Raw genomic sequence first — 25155 nt, forward strand, 5'->3', positions numbered from 1 at the left:
TCGCAATCCGGGAAGTGGGGTGGAGCCTCGACTCGTCAGCGCGGCGCGAGCGAATCCGCGAGCGTCCGGAAACGCGGCTCCCAGCTCGCGCGCTCCTCCTCGCGCACGACGGCGAGCGCGCGGATGAAGCCCTCGTCGGTGAAGCGCATCGTCTGCTGCACGACCACGGGAACCCCGGAGCGCTCCTTGGCCGTGGCGACGGCCTCGTGCCAGTCGGCATTGTCCTGCTGGAACGCGTCCGCGCGCTCGATCCGCACGTCGGTGAGGCCGGGCAGCCCCGTGAGCGCGCGCCGCGCGAACTCGTCGCGCCGCTCCGGCGGCGGGTTGATCTCCTGCGAGGCGGCGACGATGACGATGGGCTGATCGGCCTGCTCGACGACGTCGTCCTCGCCCTCGGTGAGAAGGATCGAGTTGCCGCCGGTGACGCGCACGGGGCGAAAGCCCGCGCGGTCGCCGATCGCGAAGGGCAGGGCGGCGATCTGCTCCTCGAGCCCGGGCGGGGCGCGCAGGGCGAGCGTATCGAGCGCGGCCTCGATGGCCTGCTTGGTGTAGGCGGGCTGGAGCGGCACGCGCTGGGCGATGACGATGGCCACGTGCTCCGGACCGCGCGCGGCGACGACCCACTTGTCCACGGTGAGCGACTGCTGCAGGCGCTGCTCGCCGGACACGAGGAACGCCTCCTCGGCGCCTTCGACTTCGTAGTCCGTGCGGATCGGATCGGCGAAGCCCTGGGGCGGCAGGTTCTCGAGGGCGTAGCGCTCGGAGATCGCCTCCCATTCCTCCAGAGGCGCCTGGATGAAGGCGAAGAAGGTGCCGTCCTGCGGGTTCTCGAAGCCGAGGAAGCGGGTCGACGCCCGCAGCCCCGGGAGGGGAGCCATGCCGATGGACGAGCCCGCCGGGAAGGTCACCTGGTCGGCCGGGCGCTCCGCGGACGGCGGCCGGGCGCCCGGCGCGGCCGGAGCATCCGCGTCCTGGGCGCGGACCGGCGCCGCCCCGAGAGCGAGCACGGCGGCGAGAAGCGGGGCGAAAAGGCGGATCGGGCGCGTGGTGCGCGGCATCGGGGGCCTCCCGTTGGTCTTCGTTGGCGTCAGGGTGACGCGGTTTTTCCGCGGCGTCACCCGGGCTGGGTCACCCGGCGTAGCGTCAGATTGATGCGCCCGGGCTGGTCCAGCAGCGTCGACGTCCCGGGCAGGATGCGGTCCACGCCGTGGAAGACGAGCCGCGAGAGCCCGCCGATCACCACGGCATCGCCGGAGGCGAGCCTGATCGAGCGGGTCGGCGCCTTGCGCTCGGTCCCGCCGAAGCGGAAGACGGCGGTGTCGCCGAGCGAGAGCGAGACGACGGGCGCGCCGAGATCCGTCTCGTCCCGGTCCTGGTGCAGGCCCATCTTCGCGGTGGCCTCGTACCAGTTGACGAGGCAGGCTTCCGGCGGATGCGGGTAGCCCGCCAGCGACTCCCAGGCGTCGCGCACGATCTCCGGCATCGCCGGCCAGGGCGCGCCGGTGTCCGGGTGTGTCGGCTGGTAGCGATAGCCGTCGACATCGGAGACCCAGCCGAGCGGCCCGCAATTCGTCATGCGCACCGAGAAGGCCTTTCCCGTGCGCGGCATGCGCGGCGTGAACAGGGGCGCGGCCCGCACGACCTCGCGCAGCGCGTCGCGCAGGCGCTCCTGCGCGGCGCGGTCGAGGAAGCCGGGCGCGTGGATCAGGCCCGGCGCCAGGGCGAGCCGCGTCTCGCTCACGTGTTGACGATCTCCTTGGAGAGGACGCGCGTGTCCTCCGCGAGGCGGTAGACGAAGGGTATGCCGGTGGCGAGCTCGAGGGTGGCGACCTCGTCGGTGGTCATGCCGTCGAGCACCATCATCAGCGCGCGGAGCGAATTGCCGTGCGCGGCGACGAGGACGCGCTGGCCCTGCATGACCCGGGGCAGGATCTCGCGGATGTAGAAGGGCAGCACGCGGGCGACCGTGTCCTGCAGGCTCTCGCCGCCGGGCGGGCGCGTGGCGTAGGAGCGCCGCCAGAGGAAGACCTGCTCCTCGCCCCACTTGGCGCGGGCCTCGTCCTTGTCGAGGCCCGACAGGTCGCCGTAGTCGCGCTCGTTGATCGCCGCGTCGACGATGGTCTCGAGGCCCTCCTGGCCGAGCTCCTGGAGCATGATCCGGCAGGTGTGCTGGGCGCGGACCAGCGCCGAGGTGACGGCGACGTCGAACGCGTAGCCGCGCTCCTTGAGCCGCCGCCCGCCGATCTGCGCTTCCTCGATCCCGAGCTCGGTGAGGTCGGGGTCCTTCCAGCCGGTGAAGAGGTTCTTCTTGTTCCAGTCGCTCTGCCCGTGGCGGGCGAGCACGAGGAGGCGCTCCATGGGGCGGTGATCCTTTCTCGCGGTCGGGGGAAATCGGGTCAGGGGGTGAGGCCGAGGACGTCGGCCATGGAATGGAAGCCGGGCGGCCGGCCGCGGGCCCAGAGCGCCGCCTTCACCGCACCGGCGGCGAAGAGCGAGCGGTCCTCCGCCACGTGGCGCAGCTCGATGCGCTCGCCGGCGCCGGCGAAGATCACCGTGTGCTCGCCGACGACGGAGCCGCCGCGCAGCGTGGCGAAGCCGATGTCGCCGGGCTTTCGCGGCCCGGTATGGCCGTCGCGGGCGCGCACAGCGCGCTCCGCGAGGTCGATGCCGCGGCCCTGCGCGGCGGCCTCGCCGAGGAGGAGGGCGGTGCCCGACGGGGCGTCGACCTTGTGACGATGGTGCATCTCGACGATCTCGACGTCGAACTCGGGCCCGAGCGTGCGCGACACCTGCCGGGCGAGGCCCGCGAGCAGGTTCACGCCGAGCGACATGTTGCCGGACTGCACGATGCAGCATCGCTCCGCCGCCGTGCGCAGGACGGCGAGATCCTCCGCCGAGAGGCCGGTCGTGCCGACGATCTGCGCGACGCCGCGCTCGGCGCAGAGCGCCGCCAGCGCCTTCGTCGCCTCCGGCGCGGTGAAATCGATCACCGCCTCGGCGGCGTCGATGGCCAAGCGCGGATCGTCGACGATCGCGACGCCGAGCGCCGGCAGGCCGGCGAGCACGCCGGCGTCCTGGCCGATCGCGTCCGACCCCGGACGTTCGGAGGCGCCCGCGAGCGCGCAGCCATCGGTTTCGACGATCGTCTTGACCAGCATCCGGCCCATCCGGCCGGCGGCGCCTACCACGGCGAGACGCATGTCGCTCATCGCACCTCTCCTTCGATGGCCGCGGGTATAGGACGTGCGCGCGCGAAGGGGAAGCCTCGCGGCGGGGGGCCGCTTCAGAGCACCTTGGCCATGGCGCAGCGGCGGGCGGGATCGTGGCCGCGCGCCTCCTGCTTCGCCAGCATCTGGGCGAGGCCCGGCGGCAGGCCCTCGCGCTGGAGCTCGACGAAGCCGAGCCTGGCGTAGAACGGCTTGTTCCAGGGCACGTAGCGGTCGGTGGTGAGGGTCACGGCGGGGATGTAGGCCCAGCGGCCGAAATCGACCGCCGCCGCCATCAGGGCCGCGCCGAGCCCGCGGCGCTGGTGCTCCGCCGCCACCGAGAGCTCGTGCACGTAGAGAAAGCCGTCGAGCTCGCCGGCGGCGAGGAAGCCCACCGGCGCATCGTCCCGGTCGGCCGCGACCCAGAGCGTGCCGGAGACGCGGCACAGGTCGAGCGCCCCCGGCGGAGTCGTGCTCCAGTCCCCGCGGTAGCCGATGTCGATGCTCCGGAACAGCGTGCTGGCCGAGGCCTCGACCGCCGGCAGCAGCGGCACGTCCGCCTCGCGCGCGGGGCGGACGGCGTAGCCGGGTGCGGGGTCGACCTTCACCGGTCAGCTCTCTCCGGGCTGCGGCCCGTCGTAGCCCTCGACGACGATGAGATCGACGTCGGCCCCGCCCTTCTGCTCGGCGCGCGCCGCCTGGTACTCGGCCGAGTTCCAGCAGTCCAGCGCGTCCCGGTAGGAGGGGAACTCGATGACGACGTTGCGCGCCCGCGCCTCGCCGGAGACGGTCTCGAAGGCGCAGCCGCGCACGAGGAAGCGCCCGCCGAACCTGGCGAAGGCGGCGGCGTTCTTCGCGACGTAGTTCTTGTAGGCGTCGGCGTCGCGCACGTCGACGCGACCGATCCAGTAGCCCTTGGGCATCATTCCGCTCCCTCGACGATGACCATGTCGGCGATGCCGGCGCCCTCGCGCTTGGCCTTGGCCGCCTGGTATTCCGGCGAATGGTAGTAGCGCTCCGCCTGCTCCACCGACTCGAACTCGATGACGACGTTGCGCGGCCGGCCCTCGCCCTCCATCACCTTCATGGCGCCCCCGCGCACGAGGGGCTTTCCGCCGTACTTGCGGATCGCCTCCGTCGCTCCCTTGGCGTACTCGGCATAGCGCTCTGGGTCGGTGACGGTGACGCGGGCGATGAAATAGGCCTTGGGCATGGCGTTCGTTCCTGTCGTTCGGCCCGTTCGGGCGCATGCTCCATCGTATCGGCCATGCCGGGAGAGGGCGCAAGGGGAGGCGCGAGGGGAGGGCGCGGCGCCGCCATCGCCGGCGGCGCAGCCGCGCCGCGCATCGCCATGCCGGCCCGCGGCCATGGTCGGCCGCCCTCGTGTCCGACAAAGCGCGCGGCCGCCCCCGCGGCGAAGCGGCGCGGAACGCGGCCGTCGCGGGGCCGTTCATCCCGCTCACCAGCATGCGTATGGAGGCGTGGCGGACGGATGGAGGCGTATCTCGCGACCCTGATCGGGACCGTGGCGGGGATCTGCTCGACGACGAGCTTCGTGCCGCAGGTGTGGAAATCCTGGCGCGAGAACGACACCGGCGCGATCTCGAAACGCATGTACGTGGTGACCGTGAGCGCCTTCTCGCTGTGGATCGTCTACGGCGTGATGATCTGGAGCCTGCCGATCATCGTCTTCAACGCGCTGAGCCTGATGCTGTCGGGCTCCGTCCTCGTCATGAAGCTGCGCAACCTGCGCCGCGCGCGCCGCCGGGCGCGGACGCGGCCGGCGGAGATCGGCTCGTGAGCGCGCTCGCCGACAGCGCGGTCTCGGAAGGCGGGGTGGTCGATCCCGTCGACGCCGCGCAGAGCGCGGGCCTCACCTACGTCCAAGACGACGAGCCGGGCATCCGCCGCAGGAAGTCGGGCAAGGGCTTCACCTTTCTCGACCCGAAGGGCCGCACGATCACGGATCCCGACGAGCTTCGCCGGCTGAAGTCGCTGGCCGTGCCCCCGGCCTATACCGACGTGTGGATCTCGCCCGATCCGAACGGCCACATCCAGGCGACGGGACGGGACGCCCGCGGGCGCAAGCAGTACCGCTATCACCCGAAGTTCCGCGAGGTGCGGGACACGACCAAGTTCGAGCATCTCGTCGCCTTCGCCGAGGCGCTGCCGCGCATCCGCGAGCGGGTCGATGCCGACATGCGCAAACGCAAGCTCTCGCGCGAGAAGGTGCTCGCCACCCTCGTCCACCTGCTCGAGACGACCCTCATCCGCGTCGGCAATGCCGACTATGCCCGCCGGAACCAGACCCACGGCCTCACCACGCTCGGCGAGGACCATGTCGACGTCGAGGGTGAGAGCCTGCGCTTCGTCTTCCGCGGCAAGGGCGGCAAGGAATGGCGGCTGAAGATGCGCGACCGGCGCGTCGCTCGCACGGTGCGCATGCTGGAGGACCTGCCCGGCCAGCGCCTGTTCCAGTGGGTCGACGACGAGGGCGAGCGGCACTCGGTCGAGAGCGCCGACGTCAACGCCTACCTGCGCGAGATCACGGGGCAGGACGTCACGGCCAAGGACTTCCGCACCTGGGGCGGCACGGTGCTCGCGGCGCTGGCGCTGAAAGAGTTCGAGGGCTTCGACAGCCAGGCCAAGGCCAAGAAGCAGCTCAAGGCCGCCATCGAGCACGTGGCGGCGCGGCTCGGCAACACGCCGACCATCTGCCGCAAATGCTACGTCCACCCGGAGATCCTCTCCGCCCATCTCGAGGGGGCACTCGCCGACGCGGTGACGCGGGAGGCGGAGCGGGCGCTGAAGGGCGAGCTCGAAGGGCTCGAGCCCGAGGAGGCCGCCGTGCTCGGCATGCTGCGCACCCGCCTCGCCCGGGGCGAGCGCTAGAGCATGATCCCACCAAGTGGAATCCGGTTGGTGGACGAGATCATGCTCCACGCACGAATCTAGAGCGGTTCCCGCTCTAGGTCCCGACGCGGTAGACCCGGTAGCCGTCGGGCCCGATCCCGCGATCCTCGAGCGCGAGCCCCGGCGGCTCGCGCCCCGCGGCGCCGGGGCCCGTGGCGTAGAGGATCTCGCAGCCGGCCGGCAGGTCGAGCCGCCAGGTCAGGCGGTCGGCGAGGGTCAGCGGCCCGGAGGCGGCGACGAAGTCGCGCAGGGCCTCGCGCACGAGCGTGGTCGAGGTGAACACCGTTTCCAGCCGCCCGCCGCAGAAACGCCCGCCGCCGCCGGCGCGGTAGGTGTTGGTGGCCACAAGGAAGACGTCGTCGTCGCGCAGCGGCCGGCCCTCGAAGACGATGTCGCGCACGCGTCGCGCCGTCGGGTCGGCGAGGCCGCCGTCCCGGTCGAAGCGCGAGGGCCGCGTCGGGTCGATGACGTAGCCGAGGCCCCGGATCATGTCGAAATGGTAGGAGGGGAACAGCCGGTCCCGCAAGATCTGCGGCCCGCGCTCGGCCGGGTCGATCCGCGCGAACAGCCCCGCCGCGCGCTCGAGCCAGGCGACGATGTCCGCACCGGTCATGCGCACGGCGCAGACCGCGTTCGGATAGGGATAGAGCGCGGCCAGGTCGCGCATGGCGAGCGGGCCCGCGGGGACGTCGGTATAGGCCTCCGGCCCGCCGCGCCCGCCCGCCAGGAACGGCGCGGCGGCGGAGAGGAGCGGCAGGTCGGCGAGCGCGGTGCCGGCGATGCGCGCGCGCACGAAAGCCTCCTGCGCGGCGGCGAGGAGGGCGAGATCGCCGTCGTCGCCGAGCACGGTGAAATAGGTGTCGATGGGCGCCAGCGTCTCGCCGACGGGCTTGCGCGCGTGGGCGAGCGTGCGCGCGTGGGCGCCCGCGGTGGCGGCGAGGACGGGCCGCGCCGCCTCCGGCGCGGGCTCCGGCAGAGGCGGCACCGGCCGCACGGCGGACTCCCCGCGCACGACCCGCCAGCGATCGTCCGCACGCGCGAGGTCGAGGTCGACGATGGCGACGTGCGAGCCGTGGAAGCCCGGCATCGGCGCCGGCACGCCGTGAAGCGTCCCCGCTTCGATGTCGACGCCGGGGATGTCCGCGAATTCCGTCCCGCCCGGGAAGACGCGGTGGAGGTGCCCCGTCACCATCGCGTCGATGCCGGGGATCTGCGCGACGAAGACCGCCGCGTTCTCCTCCCCGCCCTCGCGACGGCCGCCCTGGATGCCGGAATGGCAGAGCACGACCACCACCTCCGCCCCCGCGGCGCGCAGGGCGGGCACGGTCTCGGCGAGGGCGTCCACCATGTCGCGCACGACGAGCTTATCCGCGATCAGCGCCTTGTCCCACAGCGCGATCTGCGGGGGCAGGCAGCCGGTGATCCCGATGCGCAAAGGCGCGGCCTCGCCGGGAAGCGCGCGCTCGATCACCACGAAGGGCGCGAAGAGCGGCGTCCCGTCCGCGCGCGCCACGTTGGCGCACACGACCGGGAAGGGCGCCGCGCCGTAGGCCGCCTCGACGAAGGGGAGGCCGTAGTTGAACTCGTGGTTCCCCGGCGTCGCCGCGTCGCAACCGAGCGCCGCGAGGGCCGCGATCATCGGATGCGTCTCGCCTTCCGCGAGCCCCTCCCCGCCGATCAGGTCCCCCAAAGCCGCGCCCTGGAGCAGGTCGCCGTTGTCGCACACCAGCACCGCCGCCCCCGCCGCCTCGGCCTCCGCCCGCGCCCGCGCGATCTCCGCCGCCGCCGCCGCGAGCCCGTGGCGCGGATCGGGCCGGTCGTGGATGTAGTCGTAGGGCTGGGCGTGGGCGTGGAGGTCCGAGGTGGCGATGAGCCTGAGGCGCGGCATCGGAACTCCTCACCCCAGCTTCAGGTCGGGCGTCGACGCGAACAGACGGCGGTGCTCGCGCAGCGCGTAGCTGTCGGTCATGCCGGCGATGTAGTCCGCCACACGCCGGGCGATACGGCCCTCGTCCGCGCCGGCCGAGCCTCCCCCGGAAAGCCCCGCCCGCCATTCCTCGGGCATGGCGTCGGGCTCGGCGGTGAAGCGGGCGAAGAGGTCGCGCACCACCCGGTCGGCGTCGGCGCGCACGGCCTTGACCTTCGGATGGCGATACATGTTGGGATAGAGATAGCCCTTGATCGCCCGGTCCGCGTCGGCCATGGCCGGCGAGAACGTCACGAGCGTGCGCCCGGCCTGGCGCACCGCCTCGGCCGAGCCCGGCGCGGCCTCGGCGAGGCGGGCCTCGCTCTCGCGGATCACGTCCTCGACGAGGCGGGTGATCACCCGCCGCACGAGCTCGTGGATGCGCCGGGGCGTCTCGAGGCCGGGATAGCGGTCGTCCACCTCGGCGAGGACCTCCGCCAGGAAGGGGATCGCCTTAAGGTCGTCGAGCCCGAACAGGCCCGCACGCAGGCCGTCGTCGATGTCGTGCGCGTCGTAGGCGATGTCGTCGGCGATGGCGGCGGCCTGCGCCTCCGCGGAGGCGTGGGTCGACAGGTCGAGACCGAACTCGGCGTCGAAGTCCAGGATCGCACCCGGCACGCCGTAGGCGGCGTAGCGCTCCCGCGGCCGGCCCGCCTCGTCGACGAGCGGGCCGTTGTGCTTCACGAGCCCCTCCAGCGTCTCCCAGGTGAGGTTCAGCCCGTCGTGCTCGGCGTAGCGGCGCTCCAGCCGCGTGACGATGCGAAGCGCCTGGGCGTTGTGGTCGAAGCCGCCGTGGGCCGCCATCAGGGCGTCGAGCGCGTCCTCGCCGGTATGCCCGAAGGGCGTGTGGCCGAGGTCGTGCGAGAGCGCCAGCGCCTCGGCGAGGTCCTCGTCGAGGCCGAGCGAGCGCGCCAGCGCGCGAGCGATCTGCGAGACCTCGATCGTGTGGGTGAGGCGCGTGCGGAAATGATCGCCCTCGTGGAAGACGAAGACCTGCGTCTTGTGCTTGAGCCGGCGGAAGGCGGTGGAGTGGATGATGCGGTCGCGGTCGCGCTGGAACTCTGAGCGCGTCGGCGAGGCGCCGGCGCCATGCTGCCGGCCGCGGCTCGCGCCCGGATCGCAGGCGTAAGCAGCGCGCCATCTCTCGCCGCCCGAGCGCATGACCTCTCCCCGTTGCGGACCGACCGCTCCCGACTTACATTTCGAGAAACCGATTTGGCAAGGTCGAGGGCGTATCGAGAATGGCCGGTATCGAGCTCACGCCGCGCGCTGCGAAGCGCATCAGCGAGATCATGAAGTCCGAGGCGCCGGGTTCGATGCTCCGCGTCTCCGTTCAGGGCGGCGGCTGCTCCGGCTTCCAGTACGCCTTCGACATCGACGCCGCCCGGCAGGAGGACGACATCGTCGTCGAGCGCGACGGGGCGGGCGTGCTCATCGACGAGATCTCCCTGCAATACATGGACGGCGCGGTGATCGATTTCGTCGACGACCTGATCGGCCAGTCCTTCAAGATCGAGAACCCCCAGGCCCAGGCGAGCTGCGGCTGCGGGGTGAGCTTCACGATCTGAGCGCGGCGGCGCGGCGGGCAGGGGAGGGGACGCGCGGCTCCTTCGTCCGCGCCGCCGCGCCTCGCTCGACGTCGCGCCCTGCGCGGCCCCCTCGGTGAAAGGAGACACGCCCATGACCGTCGCGATGCACCGTCGCGCCTTCCTGGCCGGGCTCGCGGCGGCGCCGCTGGCCGCATTCACGCCGGCGCGCGCGCAGAGCCTGCCGGAGGTCGTCGTCTGGAAGGACCCCGATTGCGGCTGCTGCGGGGCCTGGGTCGACCACATGCGAGCGGCCGGGTTTTCTCTGACCGTCAACGAGACCTCCGACATGGGGCCGGTCAAGCAGCGGCTCGGCGTGCCGCAGATGCTCGGCTCGTGCCACACCGCGACGGTCGACGGCTACGTCCTCGAGGGGCACGTGCCGGCCGAGGCCGTCAAGCGGCTCCTCGCCGAGCGGCCGCAGGCGCACGGCCTCTCGGTTCCGGGCATGCCCATCGGCTCGCCGGGCATGGAGGTGCCGGGGGTGGCGGACGAGGAATACGACGTCGTCCTCTTCGGCGAGAGCCGGCTCGAGCGGTTCTCGCGCTACCGCGGGGGCGCGCGCATCGGCTGAGCGGGTCGCTCAGGCGCCGCTCTCGTCCGCGAGGCACCCGAGGATGTCGCCCGAGCCGCGCTCGCGCGCCATCAGGTTCTCCGCCAGCCGGCGGTGCCCCGCCGCCGGCGCGCCGGGATCGCGCCCGCGCGGGTTCGGCAGCGCCGTGGCGAGGAGCGCGGCCTCGCGGCGGGTCAGCTCGGCGGCGCTCTTGCCGAAATGCGCCCGCGCCGCCGCCTCGATGCCGAAGACGCCCTCGCCCCATTCGGCGACGTTCAGGTAGACCTCGACGAGTCGCCTCTTGCCCCAGACGAGGTCGATCCACAGGGCGAGCGGGATCTCGATCGCCTTGCGGAGATAGGAGCGCTCCGGCCAGAGAAAGACGTTCTTCGCCGTCTGCATGGGTATGGTGGAAGCCCCGCGCTCGGCCCCCGCCTCGATCACCTTGAACAGCTCGTCGAAGTCGACCCCCGCATGGCGGCAGAAGCGGGCGTCCTCCGAGGCGACGACCATGCGCGGCACGTGGGGCGAGATCGCCTCGAGCGGCACGACCGTGCGGTTCACCGGCTGGAGCGTCGCCCAGCGGCCGATCATCAGGGTCGAGACGGGGGTGATCGCGCTGCCGATCAGCGTCAGGAGGACCAGCACGACGGCGAGCGCCAGCGCCCCGCGCCAGGCGATGGCGAAGAGCCAGCGCCCGAGCCGGCGGAGCAGCCCCCGCCGGGGCGTCCGCCCGGTCTCGTCCGTCTCGATGCGCTGAGCCATCTGATTCCCGCAGCCTGCGCCCCCGCCCCGTACTTGACCCGGGAACGCGGCTGCGGCAAGCGGGCGTCCGACGTCTCACCGAGGTTGCTCCCCGATGCCGTACGAACCCCTGTCCTTCGAGGCGCGCCTGCGCGCGGTCGCCGCAGAGGTGGAGCGCCGGCTCGACGCGCTCCTCGCCGACGCGCCGCGGGACGGCGAGATCGCGCGGCCCGACCGGCTGATGGCGGCGATGCGCCACGCGGCGCTCGCCGGCGGCAAGCGCCTGCGGCCCTTCCTCGCGGTGGAGTCCGCGCGCCTGCTCGGCTGCGAGGGCGAGGCCGCCTGGCGCGCAGGGCTCTCGGTCGAGCTCGTGCACTGCTATTCCCTGGTCCACGACGACCTCCCGGCCATGGACGACGACGACCTGCGCCGCGGCAAGCCGACCGTTCACGTCGCCTACGACGAGGCGACCGCGATCCTCGCCGGCGACGCGCTGCTGACGCTCGCCTTCGAGGTCGCGGCGGAGGCGGGGGAGGGCGTTCCGGCGGGCGTCTGCGCGTCGCTCGCCGCCGGCCTCGCCCGCGCCGCGGGGCTCGCCGGCATGGTCGGAGGGCAATTGCTCGACCTCGCCGCCGAGGGGCGCTACGGCCCGCGCACGCTGGGCGAGGTCGACATCCGCCGCCTTCAGGCGATGAAGACCGGCGCGCTCCTCGCCTGGTCGGCGGAGGCCGGCGCGGTGGCGGCGCAGGCGCCGGCGCAGGACAGGGCGCGCCTGCTGGCCTACGGCCGCGCGCTCGGCGCCGCCTTCCAAATCGCCGACGACATCCTCGACCGCGAGGCGACGGCGGAGGCGCTGGGCAAGGCCGTGGGCAAGGACGCGGAGAAGGGCAAGGGCACGCTCGTCGACCTCCTCGGCCTGGAAGCGGCGCGCGCCGAATGCGACCGGCTGGTGGCCGAGGCCGAGGCGGCGCTCGCGCCCTACGGCGACCGGGCCGGGATCCTGATCGAGGCCGCGCGCTTCACGGCGGCGCGCAAGGCCTGAGCCGCGCGGCGCGACGCGTCAGGCGGAGCGGTCGTCCCGGCAGGCGTCGTCGGCCTCCTTGCCGGCCGCCGCCGCCGCGTCCTCTCCGCGCAGGAGGCGCAGCGCCTCGATCGCGACGGGCCAGGGCGCCTCGATGTCGGCGACGATCCGGGCGCGCCCGTCTCCCAGATCCACGATCGTCATGCCCGTCGATCCGCTCGGGCGCGTCGCGCGCATCGAGCTCGTCTCCTCCACGAGATCCGAGACCTCGACCTCGAGGACCTTCGCGAGCGCCTCGATCTGCGCCATCCGGCGCGGCAGGCTGCGGCCCTTGGCGTAGGACCAGACGCTGACGTCGCTCAGGCGCTGGCCCGGCGGCAGGTGCGCCTGAGCGAGCCGCGCCGCCTCGCGATAGGTGAGGCCGCTGCGCTTGATCGCCTGCCACAGGCGATGCGCGAACACGTCCCGATCGATCGGCAGCGTGCGCTCCTTCTCCTGTCGCGGGAACCGCTGCGGCCTTCCGCTGCCGCTCGACCCGTCCGTCGTCATCCTCGTGCTCCACGGGGCCCCAGGGCAGGCGCGCCGAGGCGCGCCGGCGACCGGCGCCGGTTCGTAGGGAAAGGGGACGCGCCGTGCGCGGGCCCCGGAGGGCGCGTCGGCGGCGCGAGGCGTCCAGAGGACGTCTACGCCGCCGCGCCGCCGCGCACGATCCGGATCGGCTCCATTTTCAGAAAAATAAGCGCGGAACTGGAAGCAAATCGAAGCGCTTCCGCGGACAGGGTCAACGGCGCGTTACGGCGATCGTCCGGTTTTCCGACCGTCCCGAGCGAGCGACCCGTCGCGCCCGCGGGCTACTCTCACGAGAGCTCCGCCGCGAGGCGTCTCAGGAAGGCCTCGCCGGCGGCGAGCTCGTCGAGCGTGATGTACTCGTCCGCCTTGTGCGCCCGCGCGATGTCGCCGGGGCCGCACAGCACGGTGGGCAGGCCCGCGCCCTGGAAGCGCCCGGCCTCGCTGCCGTAGGCCACTGTGATCGGCCGGTTGCGCCGGGCGAGCCTGAGCGCGAGGCGCTCCGCCTCCGAGCCCGGATCGGGCGCGAGCCCCGGCACGTCCACCGACCAGCGGTTCTCGATGGCCCCGTACGGCCCGTAGCGCGTCAGCCGCTCGGCCGCGACGCCGCGGGCGATGTCCTCGACCTGCGCCTGGATCTCGGCCATGTCGACCCCCGGCAGGTAGCGGATCTCCCAGCCGAAGCCGCAGGCGCGCGCCAGGATGTTGCGTGCCGTGCCGCCCTCGATCGTGCCCACGTGCAGCGTCGAGTAGCCCGGCGTGAAGCGCCCCGTGGCGTCGCCGGCGGCGCGCAGGCGGTCCCCGAGCGCCATCAGCCGCGCGACGTAGTCGCAGGCCGCCATCACCGCGCTGGCGCCGGCCTCGGGATCGGAGGAATGCGCCTCCGTCCCGGAGACGCGCGTCTCGCACATGGCCACGCCCTTGTGCGCGTCCGCCACCTCGAGCCCCGTCGGCTCGCCCACGAGGACGGCGCGCGGGCGCGGCAGGTCCCGCCCGAAGGCCGCGATGGCGTCGAGCACGCCGAGGCAGGTGGTTTCCTCGTCGTAGGAGAGGAGGATGTGGATCGGCTCCCTCAAGGGCGCCGCCGCGAAGTCGGGCGCGAGCGAAAGCGCGATGGCGTCGAAGCCCTTCATGTCCACCGCGCCGCGGCCGTAGGCGCGCCCGTCCGCCACCCGCAGGCGATAGGGATCGCTCGACCAGGCCTGACCCTCGACCGGCACGACGTCGGTGTGCCCGGAGAGCACGACGCCGCCCTCGACCAGCGGCCCGATCGTCGCGAGCAGGGCCGCCTTGTCGCCCTGAGCGTTCGGCAGGCGGCGCACCGCGATGCCGTGGGCGCGCAGGTAGTCCTCCGCGAAGTCGATCAGCGGCAGGTTCGACCTGTGGCTCTCGGTGTCGAAGGAAACGAGCCGCTCGAGCATCTCGAGCGGCGTGTAGCGGGGAGCTGTCATCGGGGGCGCGCGTTCCGGAGCCTGCGTGGGTCAGTGGACGGAGCGCCGCGCATAGGGGCTGTCGAGGGAGAAGGCGGGGATCTCGGCCCGGAAGCTCTCGCCCTCGCTTTCCATCCCGTAGGACCCCTGCATCGTGCCGTCCGGCGTGTCGAGCGGGCAGCCGCTCGTGTAGGTGAAGGTCTCGCCGGGGCCGAGCACGGGCTGCTGCCCGACCACCCCGGCGCCGCGCACCTCCTGCACGCGGCCGTGACCGTCTACGATCTTCCAGTAACGATCGCGTAGGCGCACGCGCTCGGAATTGAGATTGGTGATCTCCACGGTGTAAGCGAAGAAGTACCGCCCCTCGTCGGGATGGGACTGGTCCTCCATGTAGGACGGCGTCACGGTCACGCGGACACCGTACGTCACGGCGGTGTACATGAGCGGCCTCCGGCGCGGGTGCGGCTTCGGGTCCGGTCGGGGCCCGGACACGGGCGAAAACGAAACGAGCAAGGTGGTAAGCCGGCGCATGCACCTCGTCAACGTCACGAAAATCGCGCACCGCACGGCGTCGTCATGCTCGACGGCGTGATGCGTCGCCTGATCGACCCGCCGCTGAACCGCGCGGGCGAGCTGCTCGCCCGGATCGGGATCGGCGCGGACGGCGTCACCATGGCGGGTCTCGTCTTCGGGATCGGCTGCGCCGGGGCGATCGCCGCCTCGGCGGACGCGATCGCGCTCCTCCTGCTCGCGCTCTCGCGCCTGTGCGACGGCCTCGACGGCGCGATCGCGCGCGCCACCGCGAAGACCGATCGCGGCGGCTTTCTCGACATCGTCTTCGACTTCGTCTTCTACGGCGCGGTGCCGCTCGGCTTCGCCCTGCGCGACCCGGCCCTGTTCGGCCTGCCGGCGGCGGTGCTGCTCTTCACCTTCTACATCAACGGCGCGAGCTTTCTCGCCTTCGCCGCCGTGGCCGCTAAGCGCGGCATGGAGAGCGCCGCACGGGGGGTGAAATCCATCTACTTCACCGCGGGCCTCGCCGAGGGCACCGAGACCATCCTCGCCTTCGCGCTGATGATCCTGCTGCCGGGCTGGTTTCCGTTGATCGCCTATTTTTTCGCCGGGCTCACGCTGATGACGGCGATCTCGCGCATCGTGTTCGCCTCCGTGCTGTTCAAGGACGAGGAGGAGGGGGAGGGCTGAGCGGGGGAACGCGCCGGGCACGCTTCCGGGCGGCGATCCAGGTGGTGATCACGCGCGAGCACGGGCCGGCCGTCGATCCAGATGCGATCCAGGATCGAACAAGCGCTCCGCGCAAAAAAAAGCCGCCGGGGTGCGGCGGCCTTGAGTCTAGGGAGGAAACGCCCAAGGAGGGCATACGGAGACGCGAGCGATCGCGCCGTCCGCAGTCCTTACTTAGGTCGCCCCGCCGCCGATGCCAAGGCGAAAAGGACAGCATGGTTGCCTCTTTTTTACACGCCTCTTTCAACGAATGCGGAGAGCGGCGGCCGTCCGTCGCACCCTCGCCGCATTCGCCCGCTTTGTGTCGGCGCGCCGAGAGAAGCCGAGCCGAGAGAGGGCGAGAGGCCATGACGTCTCACAGCGTCGATCGTACGTTCGAGCCGGCGCTCGCCGCCGTCGATGCGGCGCTGCGCGACATCAGCGCGCTTTCCGCGGAGATCCGCGAGCGGCGCATCTCGACGGCGCGGCGCGTCCTGGCGAGCGCGCACGTGCGCGCGGCCCTGTCGCGCAAGCAGCGCGGCCAGGAGTGAGCCGGCCCGCCCGGCCGCCGCGCCCCGCGCCGCCTCGGTGCGACGCCCCGTGCGCAATCCCGTGAGTTGCCGCGCAAACGCTCTTTACTGTACGAGAAACGCCGTGCCACGTTGGCGCAAACGGGGGCCTACGCTCCCGTTCCGCAAGAGGGGTCCGTTTCCATGAAGAAGATTGTCACCGCCCTTGTGGGCGCGACGGCCGCCGCCTTCGCCGCGGCCGCTCCGGCGGCTGCGCAGGACGACGTCCGCCCGGCCATCATCTACGACCTCGGGGGCAAGTTCGATCGCTCGTTCAACGAGGGCGTCTACAACGGCGCCGTCCGCTTCCAGGAGGAGAGCGGGATCGAGTTCCGCGAGTTCGAGCCGCAGAACGACGCCCAGCGCGAGCAGGCCATGCGCCGCTTCGCCCAGCAGGGCTTCTCGCCGATCCTCGCGGTCGGCTTCTCGCAGCAATCCGCGCTCGAGCGCGTCGCCGCCGAATTCCCCGAGACCGACTTCGCCATCATCGATTCCGTCGTCGACCTGCCGAACGTCGCCTCCATGGTCTTCAAGGAGCACGAGGGCTCCTACCTCGTGGGCATGCTCGCCGGGCTCGCCTCCGAGACCGGCACGGTCGGCTTCGTCGGCGGCATGGACATCCCGCTGATCCGCCGCTTCGGCTGCGGCTACGCGCAGGGCGTCAAGGCCGTCGATTCCGACGCCGAGGTGATCGTCAACATGACCGGCACGACCGGCGCGGCCTGGAACGACCCGGTGCGCGGCGGCGAGCTCGCCCGTTCGCAGATGGAGCAGGGCGCCGACGTGATCTATCACGGCGCCGGCGGCACCGGCATCGGCGTGCTGCGCGCGGCGGCGGACGCCGGCAAGCTCGGCATCGGCGTCGATTCGAACCAGAACATGCTGCATCCGGGCTCGGTCCTGACCTCGATGCTCAAGCGCGTCGACAACGCCACCTACCAGCTGTTCACCACCTCCCAGGCGGGCGACTTCGAGCCGGGCCTCCAGGTTCTCGGCCTCGCCGAGGGCGGCGTCGGCTGGGCGCTCGACGAGAACAACGAGGCGCTGATCACCCAGGAGATGAAGGACGCCGTCGCCGAGGCGGAGCAGAAGATCGTCTCCGGCGAGGTCGTGGTGCACGACTACATGGAAGACGGCTCCTGCCCGGCCGTGTCCATGTGATCGCGATCCGTGTGATCGCGCCTCCAGCGTTCGCGTAAGGCCCGCCCGCCCATGGCTTCGACCGCCCCCCTCGCCATCGAGCTCGTCGGCATCGACAAGAGCTTCGGCCCCGTCCGCGCCAACAAGGACGTGAACCTCGCCGTCCAGGCCGGTTCGATCCACGGCATCGTCGGGGAGAACGGGGCGGGGAAGTCGACCCTGATGTCGATCCTCTACGGCTTCTACGAGGCCGATCGGGGCGAGATCCGGGTGAAGGGCGAGCGGCTGCGCATCCGCTCCTCGGCGGACGCCATCGCCGCCGGCATCGGCATGGTCCACCAGCACTTCATGCTGGTGGACACGCTCACCGTGGTCGAGAACGTCATGCTCGGCGCGGAGGGCGGGCGCATGCTCGCCGGCGGCGAGGCCAGGGTCCGCGCGGAGCTCGCGCGCTTCGCCCGGGATTACGGGCTGACCATCGATCCCGACGCGCTGGTGGAGGACCTCTCGGTCGGCCTCCAGCAGCGCGTCGAGATCATCAAGGCGCTCTATCGCGGCGCCGAGATCCTCATTCTCGACGAGCCCACCGCCGTGCTCACGCCGCACGAGGCGCAGGGGCTGTTCGAGCTCTTGCGCACGCTCGTGGCGCGCGGCGTCACCATCATCCTGATCACCCACAAGCTCCACGAGATCATGGCCGCGACGGACCACGTCTCCGTCATGCGCCGCGGCGAGATGGTGGCCACCGTAACCACGGCCGAGACCTCCCCGGCCCAGCTCGCCGAGCTGATGGTCGGGCGCCACGTGCTCCTCCACGTGGAGAAGGGCGAGCACCGGCCGGGCGAGCCGATGCTGCAGGTGCGCGACCTCTCCGTCGCCGACACGATGGGCGTGATGCGCGTGGTCGACGTGTCCTTCGACGTGCGCGCGGGGGAGATCGTCGGCATCGCCGGCGTCGCCGGCAACGGCCAGTCCGAGCTGCTCGAGGCGCTCGCCGGCATGCGCCCCATCGCCACCGGGACCATCACGCTGCAGGGCCGCGCGCTCACGGCCGAGGAGCGCGACCCGCATCGCCTGCGCAAGCACGGGCTCCTGCACGTGCCGGAGGACCGTATCCGCATGGGCCTCGTGCCGGCCTTCGAGGCCTTCGAGAGCGCCGCTCTCGGGTTCGTCGACGATCCCGGCTACGGCGCCGGGCCGATCCTCAGCCATTCCCGGATGATCGCCGACGCCAGACGCAAGATGGAGCTCTACGACGTGCGCCCGCCGGAGCCGCGGCTCAAGACAGCGAACTTCTCCGGCGGCAACCAACAGAAGATCGTGCTCGCCCGCGAGATCGAGCGCGGCCCGAAGGTGCTGCTCGTCGGCCAGCCGACCCGCGGCGTCGACATCGGCGCCATCGAGTTCATCCACCGCCGCCTGATCGCGCTGCGCGACCAGGGCGTGGCCATCCTGCTCGTTTCCGTCGAGCTCGACGAGATCATGAGCCTGTCGGACCGCATTCTCGCCATGTGCGGCGGCAGGATCACCGGCGAGCGCCGCCCCTCCGAGACCAACGAGGGCGAGCTCGGCCTCCTGATGGCCGGCGTCGCGGCGTAACCTTCGCATGACCCCCGACCGCCGCCTCACCCTCGCCCGCCCGGACCTCGCCGACAGCGCCCTCGACGGCGTCGTTCCGGCCGCGCGCTACGTCGCCCCGACCCGTCGGCGCGTGACCCTGCCGCTCGTCGACCTCCGCCCCGAGCCGCGGCTCGACGTCGGCATCGACACGCAGGCCCTGATGGGGGAGGCGGTGGACGTGCTCGACGTCGACGAGGAGGGCTTCGCCTTCGGCCGGCTCGTGCGCGACGGCTATGTCGGCTGGCTCTCCGCCGACGCGCTCGGCGACGCCGACCCCGCGCCGACGCACCGCGTCGCCGAGGTGCGCACCTTCCTCTATCCGGGGCCCAGCCTGAAGCAGCCGATCCTCGGCTGGCTCTCCCTCGGCGCGCAGATCGCCGTCGCCGAGACGCGCGGCGACTACGCCCGGGTCGACGGCGCCGGCTGGATCTTCGCCCGCCATCTCGCGCCGCTCGATGCACCGCCCGAGCCCGATTTCGTCGCCGTCGCCGAGCGCTTCCTCGAGACGCCCTACCTCTGGGGCGGGATCTCCAGCCTCGGTCTCGACTGCTCGGGCCTGGTGCGCGCCGCGCGGCACGCCGCCGGCCGCGCCTGCCCGCGCGACACCGACATGCAGGAGGCCTTCTTCGAGACCCGTGTGCCCGAGGGCGCCACGCTCGCCCGCGGCGACCTCGTCTTCTGGAAGGGCCATGTCGGCATCATGCAGGACGAGACCCGGCTTCTCCACGCCAACGGCTGGCACATGAAGGTCGCGAGCGAGCCCTTCGAGACCGCCCGCGCCCGCATCCTGGAGAAGAGCTTCGGCCCGGTGACGAGCATCCGCCGGCCGTGAGGATGACGGCGGGCGCTCACCCGGCCGCGTAGAGATCCGCGTAGCGCTCCCGCAGGACGTTCTTCTGCACCTTGCCCATCGTGTTGCGCGGCAATTCGGGGAGGAAGATCACCCGCTTGGGCTGCTTGTAGCGCGCCAGCCGGTCCGCGAGGGCGGCCTGGATCGCCGGCTCGCTCACCTCGGAGCCGGGCCGCGTCACGACGGCGGCCGTGACGCCCTCGCCGAAATCCGGGTGCGCCACACCGAACACGGCGCTCTCGACCACGCCCGGCAGGAGGTCGATCTCGGTCTCGACCTCCTTCGGGTAGACGTTGTAGCCGCCGGTGATGACGAGGTCCTTGCCGCGCCCGACGATGTGGACGTAGCCCCGATCGTCGACCTTGCCGAGATCGCCGGTGACGAAGAAGCCGTCCTCGCGGAACTCGGCCGCGGTCTTCTCGGGGTTGCGCCAATAGCCCTTGAAGACGTTGGGCCCGCGCACCTCGATCATGCCGATCTCGCCCTGCGCCAGCGCCGCCCCGGTCTCGGGATCGACGACGCGCAGGTCCACCTCCGGCAGCGGGAAGCCCACCGTGCCCGGCAGCCGGTCCCCCTCGTAGGGGTTCGAGGTGTTCATGTTGGTCTCGGTCATGCCGTAGCGCTCGAGGATGGCGTGGCCGGTGCGCTCGGAGAAGGCGGTGTGCGTCTCCGCCAGCAGCGGCGCGGAGCCGGAGACGAACAGGCGCATGTGCGCCGTCGCTTCGCGGGTGAGGCCGGGATGCTGCAGGAGCCGCACGTAGAAGGTCGGCACGCCCATCATGGCGGTCGCCCGCGGCATCAGCCGCAGGATCTCGTCCGGGTCGAACTTCGGCAGGAACAGCATGGTCGCGCCGGCGGCGAGGATGGTGTTCGTCGCCGTGAACAGGCCGTGGGTATGGAAGGTCGGCAGCGCGTGGAGCAGCACGTCGTCCTTCGTGAAGCGCCAATACTCGCGCAAGGTCCGCGCGTTGGAGGCGAGGTTCTCGTGGCTGAGCATCGCGCCCTTGGAACGCCCCGTCGTACCCGAGGTGTAGAGGATCGCGGCGAGATCGTCGGGCCCGCGCTCGGCGTCGGCGAAATCGGGGGAGGCGGCGGACGCCTTCTCCCGCAGCGTGCCGGCGCCGGCGGAGTCGAGCGTCTCGACCGCCTTGCAGCCGCGCTCGGTCGCGAGAGCGGCGAGCGCGTCGCGCGCCTTCGGGTCGCAGACGAAGAGGGCGGGCTCGGCGTCCTCCATGAAATAGGCGAGCTCGGCCGGCGTGTAGGCCGTGTTCAGCGGCAGGAAGATCGCCCCGGCGCGCAGGCAGCCGAGCAGCAGCAGGATCACCTCGGGGCTCTTCTCGACCTGCACCGCCACGCGGTCCCCGACCTCGACGCCGAGATCGCGCAGCGTGTTGGCGAAGCGCCCCGCCTCGGCGAACAGGTCCGCGTAGGAGATGCGTCGCCCCGTGGGCGTCTCGATGAAGGTGCGGCTCGTATCGTCGATGCCCGCCACGATCTGGGCGTAGAGATGAGAGGCCATATTTCGGCGTGTCCTCGGCTTTTTCCCCGGGCTTTTCCCCGCTTCGTCGAGGGGTGACCCGCCGCGCGCGCCGCGTCAAGGGCGGCGGACGCGAGGAAGGGATTGCGCGATCGCGCCGGAAGGCCTCATCCGCGCCTTCGCCGCCGCCGCCCGAGCCTCACCCCTGCGCCGGCGCCGTCTCCTTCTCGCCCGACGGCTTCACCGCCCGCGCCGGCTTGGCGAGCCGCCGCACCTCGCCGGAGAGCGCCACCTCGCCGCGCTCGGCATAGGCCTCGTGGTTCCGCTCGATCGTGTCGAGGTCGTAGAGGTAGTTCACCATCGCCCCCGCCGCCTGGGCGAGGCCGCGCGGGGAGAGGTCGGCCAGCGCGTGCACGCGCTCGAGCCGCGCGCCGTTGCCGAGGTGGAAGCGCGCGACCGGGTCGAGCGGCTTACCGGACGGCGCGCGGGCGCGGGCGAGATAGGTGGCGCACAGGGCCCGCAGCGGTTCGCGCAGCGCCTCGCGCGCCGCCTCGTCCGTCTCCCAGCCGTCGTGGAGGTGCTTCTCGAGCACGGCGCGCTCCTCCTTGGTCAGGCAAAGCGAGGCGGGGTCGTCGCGTTCCCCCTGCAGCCACGAGACGAAGCCCGGCACGGGGGAGAGCGTCACGAAGGTGCGCAGCTGCGGCAGGTCCCGGCGCAGCTCCTCCACCACCTGCTTGATCAGGAAGGAGCCGAAGCTCACCCCGGCGAGGCCCTTCTGGCAATTCGAGATCGAGTAGAACACGGCGGTCGTCGCCTCGCCCGCCGGCAGCGGCGTGCGCTGCGGCGCGAGGATGCCGGCGATGGCGCCGGGGATGTCGCGGGTGAGCGCCACCTCGACGAAGATCAGCGGCTCGTCGACGAGCGCGGGATGGAAGAAGGCGTAGAGCCGCCGGTCGGGCGGCGCGAGGCGGCCCTTCAGGTCCTCGAAGCTGTCGATGCGGTGCACCGCCTCGTAGGCGACGATCTTCTCCAGCACGTTGGCCGGCGAGGTCCAGTCGATGCGCCTCAGCGTCAGGAAGCCGCGGTTGAACCACGACGAGAACAGGTGCCGGAAATCGGCGTCGACGTCGGCGAGCGCGGGGTCGTCCGCGAGACCGGCGAGCACGTCCTCGCGCATGCGCACCAGCGCGAGCGTGCCCCCCGGCGCGCGGTTGAGCTTGCGGAACAGCTCCTGCCGGCGCGGCTCGGCGGCGAGGTGCAGCGCCATGGCCATGCGGGGCCCGGGCGCGTCGGCATAGGCCGCCATCGCGTGGGCGATGCGCTCCTCCACCGGGCCGAAGCGGCTCGCGAGCAGCGAGAGGAAGCCGCGGCGCATCTCGGCGGGCGCGGCGGCGTAGGCCGTGAGCAGGTCGCCGGCGCGCGCCACGCTCGAGGCCTCGCCCGCGCCGGAGAGCAGCGCCTCGGCGAGATGGGCGAGCTCTTTCGCGTCGCGCGCGCGGGCCCGTCCGCCCGTCACGAGCGAGCGCCCGCGGTCCGCGATCTGCTGGACCATGTCCGTGAAGAACGAGATCGTGCCCGCGGCCATCCGCGCCTCTCTCCTGCGCCTCCTCGCCCCCCGTGTCCGGACAGGATAGGGGAGCGCGCCGCGCTTCGCCATGGCGCGAGGGCTCGGCTTTTCGGGTAAGGGGGCTGCGCCGCGCGCATTGCAAGCGGGGTTGCGCCGGCCTATGTCTCCCCGCGAGGCCACGATCGGCCTCCGGCGCGCTGCCGACGGGGAGCGTCGAACGAGACCGGACGAGCCCCTGATCCCGAGCCTCTGACGCGATGACCCATCCTCCCGATCTCGACGGCCAGCCGGACGCCGCCGCCGCGCCTCTGCGCGTGCAGGCGGTGAACCGCATGCCGCAGGGATCGCGCCGCTTCGCCTGGATCGGCAGCGCGCTCGGCCTCGGCCTGTTCATCGCCTCGATCGTGTTCCTCTGGCAGGTCGTCTCCGACCTGGAATGGACGGAGCTGAAGGCGGCCTTCGTCCAGGCGAGCGCGGAGCAGCTCTGGGCCGCCATCGGCTTCGTCGTGATCAGCTATGCGCTCCTCACCTGCTACGACGCGCTGGCGCTCAAGCAGCTGAAGCTGCGGGTGCCCTACCGAACCACCGCGCTCGCCTCGTTCACGAGCTACGCGGTGAGCTTCAACCTGGGCTTCCCGCTCCTCACCGGCGGGACCGTGCGCTACTGGATCTACGCGCCCAAGGGCCTGCGCGCGAGCCGGGTGGCGAGCCTCACCGTCATCGCCGGCATCACCTTCTGGCTCGGCATGGGCCTCGTCCTCACCTGGACGCTGCTCTCCGAGGGCGCGGCGGTGACGGCGCTGACGGGCATCGGGCTCGGGCTCGTCAAGCTCATCGGGGTGGGCGTCGGCGCGGCGCTCGTCGTCTACATGGTCTTCGTCTCGCTCAGGCGCCGATCGGTGACGATCCAGGGCTGGCGGCTGGAATTGCCGGGCTTCCGGCTCTCGCTCGGCCAGTCGCTGATCGGCGCCGCCGAGGTCTGCGCGGCGAGCGCGGTGCTCTATGTCCTCCTCCCGGCGGGCCACGGCATCGGCTTCGAGGCCTTCCTCGCCATCTACGTCGTCGCGGTGATGCTCGGCATCGCCTCCCACGCGCCGGGCGGGCTCGGCGTCTTCGAGGCGACGATGCTGATCGCGCTCTCGGGCCTGCCGCGCGAGCAGGTGCTCGGCGCCCTCCTCCTGTTCCGAATCTGCTACTACTTCCTCCCGTTCATCGTGGCGCTGGCTCTGCTCGGCGCCTACGAGATCACGCGGCGGCTGAAAGCGCTGCGCAGCGTGCTCGAGCCCGAGGAGCCGCTGGCGTGACGCCTCCGCCGCCGCCGCCGACCGCCGATCCCGAGGAGACGGCCGTGCAGGAGAGGGACCTGGAGGACGCGCAGGACGGAGACGACCCGCCGCCGGACGGCGTCGCCCGAGACCGCGCCTCGCGCCGCGCCGTGGCTTCGGGCGCGCTGATCGCGGCGGGCCTGCTCTTCCTCGTCGCGGCTGCGACGGAGGGCGTCAACGTCTGGCTCGTCGTCGCCATGCCCATCGCGGTCGCCGCCGCCGCCATCGCGGTCGGCGAGCGGGTCCAGGCGCGCCGGGTCAAGAAGCTCGTCGCCGCGGGGCGGCGCCTCGCCATCGTCGAGGCGCTTCTCGCCAATATCCCCGACCCGGTGGTGATGATCGACCGGCGCGTCATCGTGCGCGAGGCGAACGGGGCGGCGAACGGGCTCTTTCCCGGCCTTCGGATCGGTCACCCGCTCTCCTTCGCGCTGCGCGCGCCGCAGGTCCTCGACGGGGTCGAGGAGGCGCTTCGCACCGGCGAGCGGGTGCGCGTCGAATACGCCGAGCGCGTGCCGACGGAGCGCGTCTTCGAGGTGATGATCGGCCCGCTCGACCTCGAGGCCGAGCGCCGCGAGACGGAGGCGAGCGCCATCGAGCGCCCTCCGCGCGAGCAGAGCGTGGTGCTCTACTTCCGCGACCTGACCTCGGCGCGCCGGCTCGAGACCATGCGCGTCGACTTCGTGGCCAACGTCAGCCACGAGCTGCGCACGCCGCTCTCCTCGCTGCTGGGCTTCGTCGAGACGCTGCAGGGGCCGGCGAAGAACGACGCCGCCGCCCGCGAGCGCTTCCTCGAGATCATGCGCGTCCAGGCCCAGCGCATGAGCCGGCTGATCGACGACCTGCTCTCGCTCTCGCGCATCGAGCTGCGCGCCCACGTGCCGCCGCAGACCACGATCGACCTCACCGCGGTGACGAAGCAGATGCTCGACACCCTCGCTCCGCTCGCCCGCGAGCGCGGCGTCGAGGTGGTCTTCGCGCATCCCGAGGCGCCCGCGACCATCGCCGGGGAGCGCGACGAGCTCCTGCGCGTCGTCGAGAACCTCGTCGAGAACGCCATCAAGTACGCCGATGCCGGCAAGCGGGTGGAGGTCACGATCGCGCGGCGCGCGGCCGAGAACGGGCGCCCGGGGGAGGAGGCCGAGACCATCCGCCTCGCCGTGCGCGACCACGGCCCCGGCATCTCCCCCGAGCACCTGCCGCGCCTCACCGAGCGCTTCTACCGCGTCGACGTCGCCGCGAGCCGCGAGCGCGGCGGGACGGGGCTCGGCCTCGCCATCGTCAAGCACATCGTCGCCCGCCACCGCGCGAAGCTCACCATCGAGAGCGAGCTCGGGAAGGGCGCGCTCTTCGCCGTGGACTTCCCGGCGCCGAAGGAGGTGGCGTGAGGCCGCCTCCGGTCC

General features: G+C 72.3%; 27 protein-coding genes. 12 read left to right on the top strand and 15 right to left on the bottom strand.

Annotation, left to right across the window (positions count from 1 at the left end; translation table 11 throughout):
- Window positions 1-35 precede the first annotated feature (35 nt).
- From ABL310_RS06785 to ABL310_RS06815, 7 genes are all read right to left on the bottom strand, one after another.
- Entirely contained in the window at window positions 36-1058 is a 1023-nt protein-coding gene (locus ABL310_RS06785) for a hypothetical protein (protein ID WP_349370928.1), read from the bottom strand.
- Between the two features lie 56 nt (window positions 1059-1114).
- Window positions 1115-1741, bottom strand: coding sequence for an alpha-ketoglutarate-dependent dioxygenase AlkB (locus ABL310_RS06790; protein WP_349370929.1), 627 nt, complete (start codon window positions 1739-1741; stop codon window positions 1115-1117).
- Window positions 1738-2358: a 2,3-bisphosphoglycerate-dependent phosphoglycerate mutase gene (locus tag ABL310_RS06795; protein ID WP_349370930.1), complete on the bottom strand. Its 621-nt coding sequence runs from the start codon at window positions 2356-2358 to the stop codon at window positions 1738-1740. Before ABL310_RS06795 ends, ABL310_RS06790 begins: the two co-directional genes overlap by 4 nt.
- 38 nt (window positions 2359-2396) lie before the next feature.
- Complete coding sequence (gene dapB, locus ABL310_RS06800; protein WP_349372008.1) at window positions 2397-3200, bottom strand: 4-hydroxy-tetrahydrodipicolinate reductase; 804 nt, start codon at window positions 3198-3200, stop codon at window positions 2397-2399.
- An 83-nt stretch (window positions 3201-3283) separates the two neighbouring features.
- A complete protein-coding gene (locus ABL310_RS06805; protein WP_349370931.1) occupies window positions 3284-3814 on the bottom strand; it encodes a GNAT family N-acetyltransferase in 531 nt (176 codons plus the stop codon).
- A gap of 3 nt (window positions 3815-3817) precedes the next feature.
- Entirely contained in the window at window positions 3818-4129 is a 312-nt protein-coding gene (locus ABL310_RS06810; RefSeq protein ID WP_349370932.1) for a DUF1330 domain-containing protein, read from the bottom strand.
- Window positions 4129-4419: a DUF1330 domain-containing protein gene (locus ABL310_RS06815; protein WP_349370933.1), complete on the bottom strand. Its 291-nt coding sequence runs from the start codon at window positions 4417-4419 to the stop codon at window positions 4129-4131. Before ABL310_RS06815 ends, ABL310_RS06810 begins: the two co-directional genes overlap by 1 nt.
- Before the next feature lie 279 nt (window positions 4420-4698).
- Between ABL310_RS06815 and ABL310_RS06820 the strand changes: the two genes are divergently transcribed.
- Both ABL310_RS06820 and ABL310_RS06825 read left to right on the top strand, forming a co-directional pair.
- Entirely contained in the window at window positions 4699-5007 is a 309-nt protein-coding gene (locus tag ABL310_RS06820) for a SemiSWEET transporter (RefSeq protein ID WP_349370934.1), read from the top strand.
- Window positions 5004-6098 (top strand): DNA topoisomerase IB, encoded by a 1095-nt coding sequence (locus ABL310_RS06825; protein ID WP_349370935.1) that lies wholly within the window; start codon window positions 5004-5006, stop codon window positions 6096-6098. Before ABL310_RS06820 ends, ABL310_RS06825 begins: the two co-directional genes overlap by 4 nt.
- Before the next feature lie 76 nt (window positions 6099-6174).
- On the opposite strand, the gene ABL310_RS06830 is transcribed toward ABL310_RS06825, so the two are convergent.
- Window positions 6175-8007, bottom strand: a complete 1833-nt coding sequence (locus ABL310_RS06830; RefSeq protein ID WP_349370936.1) for a bifunctional 2',3'-cyclic-nucleotide 2'-phosphodiesterase/3'-nucleotidase — start codon at window positions 8005-8007, stop codon at window positions 6175-6177.
- A gap of 9 nt (window positions 8008-8016) precedes the next feature.
- Window positions 8017-9246, bottom strand: coding sequence for a deoxyguanosinetriphosphate triphosphohydrolase (locus ABL310_RS06835; protein WP_349370937.1), 1230 nt, complete (start codon window positions 9244-9246; stop codon window positions 8017-8019).
- 80 nt (window positions 9247-9326) lie between these two features.
- Here ABL310_RS06835 and erpA point away from each other — a divergent pair, with 80 nt between their 5' ends.
- Window positions 9327-9653 carry an iron-sulfur cluster insertion protein ErpA gene (erpA, locus tag ABL310_RS06840; RefSeq protein WP_349370938.1) on the top strand — a complete coding sequence of 109 codons (327 nt, stop codon included), beginning with the start codon at window positions 9327-9329 and terminating at the stop codon, window positions 9651-9653.
- Between the two features lie 112 nt (window positions 9654-9765).
- Window positions 9766-10245 carry a DUF411 domain-containing protein gene (locus tag ABL310_RS06845; RefSeq protein WP_349370939.1) on the top strand — a complete coding sequence of 160 codons (480 nt, stop codon included), beginning with the start codon at window positions 9766-9768 and terminating at the stop codon, window positions 10243-10245.
- A gap of 9 nt (window positions 10246-10254) precedes the next feature.
- On the opposite strand, the gene ABL310_RS06850 is transcribed toward ABL310_RS06845, so the two are convergent.
- Window positions 10255-10989 (bottom strand): biosynthetic peptidoglycan transglycosylase, encoded by a 735-nt coding sequence (locus tag ABL310_RS06850; RefSeq protein ID WP_349370940.1) that lies wholly within the window; start codon window positions 10987-10989, stop codon window positions 10255-10257.
- Between the two features lie 94 nt (window positions 10990-11083).
- Between ABL310_RS06850 and ABL310_RS06855 the strand changes: the two genes are divergently transcribed.
- The gene (locus ABL310_RS06855; protein ID WP_349370941.1) at window positions 11084-12010 is read left to right on the top strand and encodes a polyprenyl synthetase family protein; all 927 of its coding nucleotides are present in this window, start codon (window positions 11084-11086) and stop codon (window positions 12008-12010) included.
- 18 nt (window positions 12011-12028) lie between these two features.
- Here ABL310_RS06855 and ABL310_RS06860 read toward each other — a convergent pair whose 3' ends face one another.
- From ABL310_RS06860 to apaG, 3 genes are all read right to left on the bottom strand, one after another.
- The gene (locus tag ABL310_RS06860; RefSeq protein WP_349370942.1) at window positions 12029-12538 is read right to left on the bottom strand and encodes a hypothetical protein; all 510 of its coding nucleotides are present in this window, start codon (window positions 12536-12538) and stop codon (window positions 12029-12031) included.
- 308 nt (window positions 12539-12846) lie between these two features.
- A complete protein-coding gene (gene argE, locus ABL310_RS06865; protein ID WP_349370943.1) occupies window positions 12847-14007 on the bottom strand; it encodes an acetylornithine deacetylase in 1161 nt (386 codons plus the stop codon).
- 30 nt (window positions 14008-14037) lie between these two features.
- Window positions 14038-14427 carry a Co2+/Mg2+ efflux protein ApaG gene (gene apaG, locus ABL310_RS06870; protein WP_349370944.1) on the bottom strand — a complete coding sequence of 130 codons (390 nt, stop codon included), beginning with the start codon at window positions 14425-14427 and terminating at the stop codon, window positions 14038-14040.
- A 135-nt stretch (window positions 14428-14562) separates the two neighbouring features.
- Between apaG and ABL310_RS06875 the strand changes: the two genes are divergently transcribed.
- The 5 genes from ABL310_RS06875 to ABL310_RS06895 all read left to right on the top strand — a co-directional run bounded on the left by ABL310_RS06875 (window position 14563) and on the right by ABL310_RS06895 (window position 19368).
- Window positions 14563-15189 (top strand): CDP-alcohol phosphatidyltransferase family protein, encoded by a 627-nt coding sequence (locus ABL310_RS06875; RefSeq protein WP_349370945.1) that lies wholly within the window; start codon window positions 14563-14565, stop codon window positions 15187-15189.
- Window positions 15190-15575: 386 nt separating this feature from the next.
- Window positions 15576-15758, top strand: a complete 183-nt coding sequence (locus tag ABL310_RS06880; protein WP_349370946.1) for a hypothetical protein — start codon at window positions 15576-15578, stop codon at window positions 15756-15758.
- A 162-nt stretch (window positions 15759-15920) separates the two neighbouring features.
- Window positions 15921-16937 carry a BMP family ABC transporter substrate-binding protein gene (locus ABL310_RS06885; RefSeq protein ID WP_349370947.1) on the top strand — a complete coding sequence of 339 codons (1017 nt, stop codon included), beginning with the start codon at window positions 15921-15923 and terminating at the stop codon, window positions 16935-16937.
- A 51-nt stretch (window positions 16938-16988) separates the two neighbouring features.
- Window positions 16989-18515 (top strand): ABC transporter ATP-binding protein, encoded by a 1527-nt coding sequence (locus ABL310_RS06890; RefSeq protein WP_349370948.1) that lies wholly within the window; start codon window positions 16989-16991, stop codon window positions 18513-18515.
- Window positions 18516-18522: 7 nt separating this feature from the next.
- Window positions 18523-19368, top strand: a complete 846-nt coding sequence (locus ABL310_RS06895) for an NlpC/P60 family protein (RefSeq protein ID WP_349370949.1) — start codon at window positions 18523-18525, stop codon at window positions 19366-19368.
- A 16-nt stretch (window positions 19369-19384) separates the two neighbouring features.
- Here the strand turns inward: ABL310_RS06895 and ABL310_RS06900 are convergent, their stop codons facing one another.
- Together ABL310_RS06900 and ABL310_RS06905 are read right to left on the bottom strand one after the other, a co-directional pair.
- Window positions 19385-20905 (bottom strand): malonyl-CoA synthase, encoded by a 1521-nt coding sequence (locus ABL310_RS06900; protein ID WP_349370950.1) that lies wholly within the window; start codon window positions 20903-20905, stop codon window positions 19385-19387.
- A gap of 157 nt (window positions 20906-21062) precedes the next feature.
- Entirely contained in the window at window positions 21063-22448 is a 1386-nt protein-coding gene (locus ABL310_RS06905; protein WP_349370951.1) for a malonyl-CoA decarboxylase, read from the bottom strand.
- A gap of 239 nt (window positions 22449-22687) precedes the next feature.
- Here ABL310_RS06905 and ABL310_RS06910 point away from each other — a divergent pair, with 239 nt between their 5' ends.
- Entirely contained in the window at window positions 22688-23734 is a 1047-nt protein-coding gene (locus ABL310_RS06910; RefSeq protein ID WP_349370952.1) for a lysylphosphatidylglycerol synthase domain-containing protein, read from the top strand.
- On the top strand, window positions 23731-25140 hold the full coding sequence (locus ABL310_RS06915) for an ATP-binding protein (protein ID WP_349370953.1): 1410 nt from the start codon (window positions 23731-23733) through the stop codon (window positions 25138-25140). The genes ABL310_RS06910 and ABL310_RS06915 overlap by 4 nt, the downstream gene beginning before the upstream one ends.
- The last annotated feature ends 15 nt before the right edge of the window (window positions 25141-25155 follow it).

It is taken from the genome of Salinarimonas sp., assembly GCF_040111675.1.
Taxonomy (GTDB): Bacteria; Pseudomonadota; Alphaproteobacteria; order Rhizobiales; family Beijerinckiaceae; genus Salinarimonas.